The following is a 7975-nucleotide window of genomic DNA, read 5'->3' as shown; positions in this document are numbered from 1 at the left end:
CTCAATGCGCGCCCATTCCTCCTCACTCAACCAAAACAGCTGCCTTGCCATTCAAGCCTCCTATCCTTGGAAACTTGAATCACAAATCCAACTCAACTGGAATCCCCTAATTGGGTACAGACCCTAGACCGACATTTGGTTTCGACACCAATCTGATGGCCCCTGCGCACGACAAGAAACGAGCCAGAAAAAAAGGCGGCCCGGCACAAGGCCGGGCCGGAGGCACAGGGAGAAGTATCGCGCCAGCGCTCGTTGATAGAGACCCCTACACCGGCCTGTCGCCCTTGTTCACTTTGAGGGTGCGGTTATCCACCCCGGGCAGCATCCGGGCCGGGTCGCGGGTCACGACCACATCAATGACCGATGGCCGGCCGCGCTCGGCATTGGCCGCGCGGATGGCCGCGCCAAGCTCTGCAGGGTCGGTCACGCGAAGACCGTGGCAACCGAAGTCCTGTGCGATCTCTGCATAGTTCATCTCAATGAGGTCGCTGGACTGGTACTCGCCGTACATCGAGTGCTGCAACGCTTTTACATAGCCGGAGGCGGCATTGTTCACGATGATGAGCGTGAAAGGCGTTTTCGCCCGGCGCGCCGTTTCCAGCTCGCCGATCATCATGTTGAAACCGCCATCGCCGGTAACGCCGACGACCGGCTGATCCGGCACGGCCAGCTGCGCGCCCATTGCGCCGGGCAATCCGTAGCCGATGGAGGCGAAGCCCCGATCGGCCAGGAAACGCCGGCCCGCCAGTTTACTGTCGTAGAACAACCCGCCCCAATGCGCCGCGAATCCGCCATCGACAACGAGCACGGATTCCGCCGGCATTTCCCGGTTCAGCTCGTTCAACAGACGCCCCATGTTGATCGGCGTTTCCTTGGATTCCAACCGATCCGTCGCGCCTCGCCGCCACTCCGCCATGCGCAGTGGAACTTCGGCGGCATAGTCGGCACGCGCCAGTCGGGCCGATTTACCTTCGCCCCGCAGCGCAGCGGCCAGATCCTCAAGGCCAAGCGCGGCATCACCGACCAAGGGATGGTCACAGCGGGTCGTACGTCCGATCTCCTCCGGCAACACCTCCAGATGAATGAGCGGAACGGAGCCGTCGAACAACTGGAAGCGCTTGGTCGCGATTTCACCCAGCTTGCAGCCGACGACGATCAGACAATCAGTCTGCTCGATAAGATCGTTGGCAATGCGCGAGTAGCGCCCGAACAGGCCGGCGGAGAGTGCGTGCGTGCAGGCCACCGCACCCTTGCCCGAGAGGGTATGGGCGACCGGGATCGATTGGGCCTCGGCAAAGGCCTGCAAGGCATCATAGGCCTGCGACAGGTGGATGCCGCCACCGACCAGCAGAAGCGGACGCTCGGCCTGGGCGATCAAGGCCGCGGCCCGCTCGACATCGCCGGCCGCCGGCCGCGCGCGATAAGCGGGAAACCGCGCAGTGACCGGATCGATCCACAGGTCGGCAAAGGGAAAATCGAAACTGTCGTGCGCCACATCCTCCGGAACATCGACCACCACCGGACCGGGCCGCCCGGCGGTCGCCACGGCAAAGGCACGGCGGACCAGCTCCGGCACGCGGCGCACCTGTTCGACGCGGATCACCTCTTTTGCCGCAGGGCGCAGGATCTCCAACTGCCGGGACTCCTGGGTCATATTCTTCCAGGAATGATCACGATGCGTGTCGCCGGTAAAGATCACCTGAGGGACGCCGGCGTTCAGGCTTTCCACCAGACCGGTCACCAGATTGGTGGCGCCGGGCCCCAGCGTCGCATCGCAAACACCCGGCTTGCCGGTCATGCGCGCATAGGCATCGGCAGCGAAGACGCCGCAGCGTTCGTCGTTGATCAGATGGTGCGTCAAACCCTTGCGGCGCACGGCCTCATAGAAAGGCAGCAACTGGAAGCCGCCCATGCCGAACATCGGCCCAACCTCGGCGCGCTCAAGAATTTCGACGATCGCCTCACCACCGGTCAAAGACCGCACCCCGGTTCGGTTGTTTTCGGCAATAGCGATAGAAGAGGACATTACAGAGGTTCCTTGCAGATCGATTGGCAGGTCGATTGATTGACCAGGTGGTGGATAAACTCGCGGAGGGGCTGACCAGGCTCAGCGCCGAGAGACCGCGCCGGACCGTTTGCGTGTGAGATGACGCCGGTCTGGTATGTCGAGAGAGCCTCGCCGATGCGTGCGGACTGCGCCGCCACCGTGAGACCGGCAATTCCGCGCACGTCGAGCACCGGCAGGCGGCTGATACCGGCACCGTCGATCCCCACGCCGGCGTCATTGAAAACAACGCAACGCACGAGCGCCTTGACCGCATTCGCGGCCTTTCCGCCGGGCAGCCCCCCGTGCGAGCCGGTAACGACGATCGCATCGGCGTCAGCGGGCCGGATGAGCGAGGCCGAGTCGACCGCGAGCACGTTATGATGACCGCCCTGGTTCAGGGCGACGGCGATCAGGTGACGGCCTTCGCTACTGCCATCGGGCAGAGTCGTATCGCCTGCCGCTGGGTGTCGCTTCGAAGCCTGGAACTTCACAAAGGCGTCCGCCGCCGTCATCCCGGGTGCGACGCCACAGGCGGCGCCGGCGTCGTTTACCCTCGAGATCAGGCCGCGCGCCAGCATGTCCGCGGCATCGCCGATACGCGCGCTGCGGAAATCGACCGTTGCACCCGGAATCGACGCTTTCTCCAAAAATGTGAGGCCCTCAATCCCCGCCGACTGCAATCCGATGCCGGCATCGTGGCAGACGAGCGAGGCAACCCCGATGGCGGTGGCGGTTGCCGCTGTGTAGAGCCCACCATGGGAACCGACCAAGGCATGGCAACCAGAGTTGTCGGCGGTCAGCTGGGTGATGGACCCGAGGACGAGATGACGCGCCATCGGCCTTTATCCGACAGACGGCTGAACGGAGCGCAAGGCGTCGTCAAGCGCCTCGACGATGATCGAGATTTCCTGCCCGGTGATGATAAAGGGCGGGCTGATCTGCAGGTGATCGCCGTCACGGCCGAAGTTGGCCAAGGGCACGCCGGCGGCGACGATGACGCCATTGTCGCGCATGTGACGGACTACGCGCTCGGTCACGCGTTCACCGGGCGGAAAAGGACGGCGCGACTTGCGGTCGGCAACCAACTCGATTCCCTGCAGCAGACCCCTGCCCCGCACCTCGCCGATGATCTCATGACGCCCGGCAAGCTCAAGCAGCTTCGACTTCAGGACTCCTCCAAGTCCCTTGGCACGGGTGAAGAGGCCCTCGCGCAGCATGATCTCGTGCACCTTCAGGCCAACGAAGCAGGCCGAGGGCGTGCCGCTATAGGTCAGGCCGTGGACGAAGCGCCCACTGCCTTCCAGGAAGACCTGTCGGATCTTGTCGGAGACCAGCATCGCGGCAAGCGGTGCATAGCCGCTGCCCAGCGCCTTGCCGAGCGTGATGATATCGGGCTCCACGTCCCACCCGGCGATGGCAAAGGGCGCACCGCTGCGGCCATAGCCACAAAGCACCTCGTCCGCCACGAAGAGTACGTCATAGCGATCGCAGATCTCTCGAATGCGTCGGTAGTAGCCGGAATGCGGCACCAAACCTGCCACCGTGGTGCCGACAATCGGCTCAGCGAAGAAGACAGCGACCGTGTCCGGCCCCTCAAGCAGAATGGTGCGCTCCAGATCATCGGCGCAGGCCAGGGTGCAGCCGCCGCTCCGCTCACAGAAAGCGCAGCGGTATTCGTAAGGTGGCGCGACATGGGGCACGGGCAACAGCAACGGCGCATAGATCTGCCGCCAGGACGTGCGCCCGGAGAGCGACAGCGTCGCCAGCGTAACGCCATGATAGCTTTGCCAGCGCGCAATGGCCTTGTACTTCTGGTGTTTGCCCTGCTCGACGAAATACTGCCGCGCAAGTTTCCAGGCGGATTCATTGGCCTCCGAACCGCCCGAGGTGAAATAGACAGCCGCCATGTTGGCCGGCGCCAGATCGAGGATCGCGGCGGCCAGCCGCTCCTGCCAGGGATGGGTGAAGCCGCCGCTATAGACAAAGGTCACCCGCCCGCCCTCGGCGGCCAGAGCGTCCCAGATTTCCCGGCGGCCGTGACCGATGCCCACCACCGAGGCGCTGGCGGAGCCGTCGAGGTAGCGCCGCCCGTCCGCGTCTTCCAGATAGACACCCTCGCCATGCAGGATGAGCGGCGGCGCGCCGGTCAGGTCACGATAAAAGACGGCGGAACCGTTGCGCGGGGTCATGGGCTTTCTTCCGCCGGATCAGGTTCCGGCTTTCGACGGAAAGGAAAGGGCCGCCGCTCCGGCTGCAAACGTTGAACCTGGGAAAAGGCGACCCCAGCCAGCAAAACCAGCGCGATGATGTAGACGAAGCCCGGCGAAGGCCTCTGCGCTGCTCTGTAGACGGCTGTGATACGGTAACCGGATTCCAGCCTCAGCCTTGCCGCATAGCTGGCAAAACGGACCTGGGTGACCCTGACCTGCTCCGCGCCGGTGGAAACATGGAGACCCGAATGGGCCAGGCGAGCCGCGCCGTCAGCCTTCGGCCCCAGCCGCAGGCTGGCAAGGCGCGAGACCGTTTCACCCTCGATCGACGTACCCTGGAACCGCACGACAAGGCGGGCGTCGGCGGGCGCGGCCTCTGCCTCACGCATCAGGGCGCTGGGCGGTAGCGCATCGTACTTCTCGTAAAGCAGGTCGAGCCAGCCGGCGGGATAGATCAGGGCAACGGAAACGAAGAGCAACACCACCGTCTCCCACCAACGGTTCCGAACCATCCAGTAGTTGAGCGTGGCGGCCGCGAACATCAGGCAACCGGCTATGCTGGCCACGGCAACGGCGAGGCCATGCCAGAGGCTCTGGATGCCGATCAGCAGCAGTTCCGGATTGAACACCAGGACGAAGGCGAGAATAGCCGTGCGCAGGCCATAGACCGACGCCTGTACGGCAGTCCTGATCGGCGACTCGCCGGAGATCGCCGCCGCGGCATAGGCGCCGAGCCCGACCGGTGGCGTGCTGTCGGCCATGATGCCGAAGTAGAAGACGAAAAGGTGCACCCCGATCAGCGGAATAGCGACGCCGGCCTCGGACCCGAGTTCAACGATCACCGGGGCCATCAGAGAGGCCACCAGAATATAGTTGGCGGTGGTCGGCACGCCGCAGCCCAGGATAAGGGTGACCAGCGCCGTGAAGATCAGGACCAGATAGATGTTGCCGCCGGACAGCAGCCCCACCGCATCGGTCATCATCAGACCGAGACCGGTCAGGGTTACGGTCCCGACAACGATGCCGGCGGTGGCGGTGGCAAGCGCCACGCCGACCATGTTGCGGGCCCCGAGAACAAGACCCTCGACAACCGCCCGGCAGCCGTTGGCGAAGGCCGCAGCGAGCCCCCTTTCACGCCGCAACAGGCGCTTCAGCGGCTCCTGCGTGACCAGGATCGCCATGACGCTGACCGTCGCCCAGAAAGCGGCCAGGCCGGGCGAGAGGCGGATGACGATCAGGCACCAGACCAGCACGATCACAGGGATCAGAAGGTGCAGTCCGCTGCGCGCGACCTCCCAGCCCTGCGGCAGGGCCGCCAAGGCGCCATCCGGATTCTCGGGCGGCAGATCGGGATGGCGGGCCGAGACCGAAAGCGCCGTGAGATACAGCGCCCCAATGACGGCGGCCAGGACAAGCGGTGCAAGGCTGCCGAAACCAAGCTGGATACCAAGGACCAGATAGTAGATGGATCCCAGAACCATCAACGAACCGCTGATGCCGAGGCCGTAGCGAAGCAGTAAGGCCTTTGCCGGACGGATCTGCTGATGGCACATCGGCTCGATATCGAGCTTCAAGGCCTCGAGATGGACGATGTAGAACAGCGAGACATAAGAGATGGCCGCCGGCAGAAAGGCGTGGCGTACCACATCGGCGTAGGGAATGCCGACGTACTCCACCATGATAAAGGCCGCCGCGCCCATCACCGGCGGCATGATCTGGCCATTGATCGAAGCAGATGTCTCGACGGCGCCGGCCTTGATGCCGGACATGCCGGTGCGTTTCATCAGCGGAATGGTGAAGATACCGCTGGCGACGACGTTGGCGAGCGCCGAGCCGGATATGAGACCGTTGAGCCCCGAGGACACCACCGCCACTTTGGCCGGGCCGCCGCGCAGATGGCCGAGAAAGGCGAGCGACAGCTGCATGATGTAGTGGCCGGCGCCGGCCTTGTTGAACATCGTGCCGAACAGCACATAAACGAAAACGAAGGCCGTGGAGGCGCCAAGGGGCACGCCGAATATGCCCTGTGTATCGAGCCATTGGTGCTCAAGAATACGCGTAACTGAAGCGCCGCGGTGCTGCAGCACTTCCGGCATCGCGCGTCCGAAGTAACTGTAGAGCAGGAAGATCACTGCCACAGCCACCAGGAACGGGCCCATGGACCGCCGCGTCGCCTCCAGCACCAACAGAATGCCAAGGCCGGCAATCAACAGATCGAGGGAGATGGGCTGACCTGCCCGCCTCACCAGGTCGTCATAGAAGACCAGACCGTAGAGACAGACCGCGACGGCGCCAAAGCCGATCAGCCAATCGTAAAACGGGATCCGGTCGATGGCACGTTTCGTTGCCGGCGCAATGGCAAAAGCAAGAAACAGGGCGAAGGCCAGGTGGATGAGCCGCGCCTGGCTGTCATTGAAGATTCCGACGTTGAAAACGTAGGGCAACGGTGAGGAAAACCAGAGCTGGAACAGCGACCAGCACAAAGCAACGAAGCCGACGAGCAGGCCCTCGACGCCCAGCTTGGCGCGCTGACCGTACTCGGCCTGCTCCGCGAAGTCGCGGATGGCTGCCTCTTTGGCACCGACTGGCTGCTGCCTGTCCGGAAAGGTCATACGTGATCTCTGGTTACGGATCCGGTCGCGCGCCGAAAGGACAGCGTGAACGGATCGGCGTGAATTAACAGCGGAAGTAAAGGGCGGCGAGCCTTCCGAACCCGCCGCCCAAGAGCGACGCTATTTGATCAGACCCTTCTCACGATAGTAACGCTCCGCCCCCGGATGGAGCGGCGCGGTCAATGCGCCGCTTGCCATGTTCCCGGGCTCGAGACTCGCCAGCGCCGGATGGAGCTGCTTGAACTCATCGAGCGAGTCGAAGACCGATTTCACGATCTGATAAACCGCGTCCTCGTCGACATCGGCGCGGGTAACGACCGTCGCACGGGCGCCGAAAGTCGGCACATCCTTTTCAGTACCGGGATAGATGCCACCGGTCACTGTGTCGCGCCCGTAGGCGGTATTGCTTTCAAGAAAGCTGTCGACCCACTTGCCCTCGAGCGGCAGGATGGCGATGGCACAGGTTGCCGCTGCCTCCTGGGTCGAGCCATTCGGCACGCCGGCGGCCCAGAAGGCCGCATCGATACGGTTATCGCAAAGGGCTGCCGCCTGCTCGCTCGACTTCAGCTCGGAGGTCAGGGAGAAGTCCTTGGCCGTTATGCCGACATGCCCCATGACCAGTTCCATCATCACACGGTGACCAGAACCGGGATTGCCGATATTGACCCGCTTACCCTTCAGGTCTTCGAACGCTTTAATGCCGGCATCCTTGCGCACCATCAATTGGGTCGGCTCGCCATGCAGGGAAAACAGCGAGCGCATCTCAGGGAAAGGTTCGTCGAAACCGTTTTTCCCCTCATAGGCATAGGCCTGAAAGTCGGACTGCACGATGGCCAGTTCCATCTCGCCGCGCTTCAGGGCATTGGCGTTGTAGACGGAGCCACCGGTGGATTCGACCGAGCAGCGCAGTCCGTGTTCGCTGCGCCTGGCGTTGACGAGGCGGCAAACGGCACCGCCTGCCGGATAGTAGACCCCCGTCACCCCGCCGGTGCCGACGGTCATGAAAGTATCCGCGGACGCATTGGGGGCGATAGACACCAGCGCCGCGGTGACGACGCCGGCCAGCATCCCTGTCTTCAGTCCCTTCATTATCTTAGTCCTCCTCT

5 protein-coding genes are annotated in these 7975 nt (G+C 63.5%); all 5 read right to left on the bottom strand.

The annotated features are described in order from the left end of the window. Nucleotides 1-265: 265 nt before the first annotated feature. The 5 genes from HBA54_RS27145 to HBA54_RS27125 all read right to left on the bottom strand — a co-directional run bounded on the left by HBA54_RS27145 (nt 266) and on the right by HBA54_RS27125 (nt 7958). Entirely contained in the window at nt 266-2026 is a 1761-nt protein-coding gene (locus HBA54_RS27145; RefSeq protein WP_167231349.1) for a thiamine pyrophosphate-binding protein, read from the bottom strand. Further along, nucleotides 2026-2883, bottom strand: a complete 858-nt coding sequence (locus tag HBA54_RS27140; RefSeq protein WP_167231346.1) for a hypothetical protein — start codon at nt 2881-2883, stop codon at nt 2026-2028. The genes HBA54_RS27145 and HBA54_RS27140 overlap by 1 nt, the downstream gene beginning before the upstream one ends. A 6-nt stretch (nt 2884-2889) precedes the next feature. After that, complete coding sequence (locus tag HBA54_RS27135) at nt 2890-4236, bottom strand: aminotransferase family protein (RefSeq protein WP_167231342.1); 1347 nt, start codon at nt 4234-4236, stop codon at nt 2890-2892. Next, nucleotides 4233-6869 carry a TRAP transporter permease gene (locus HBA54_RS27130; protein ID WP_167231339.1) on the bottom strand — a complete coding sequence of 879 codons (2637 nt, stop codon included), beginning with the start codon at nt 6867-6869 and terminating at the stop codon, nt 4233-4235. The genes HBA54_RS27135 and HBA54_RS27130 overlap by 4 nt, the downstream gene beginning before the upstream one ends. A gap of 120 nt (nt 6870-6989) precedes the next feature. Continuing rightward, complete coding sequence (locus tag HBA54_RS27125; protein WP_167231336.1) at nt 6990-7958, bottom strand: TAXI family TRAP transporter solute-binding subunit; 969 nt, start codon at nt 7956-7958, stop codon at nt 6990-6992. Nucleotides 7959-7975 lie beyond the last annotated feature (17 nt).

The organism is Pelagibius litoralis, assembly GCF_011683915.1.
Lineage (GTDB): Bacteria > Pseudomonadota > Alphaproteobacteria > Kiloniellales > Kiloniellaceae > Pelagibius > Pelagibius litoralis.
This window is presented reverse-complemented; position numbering and strand designations above follow the sequence as displayed.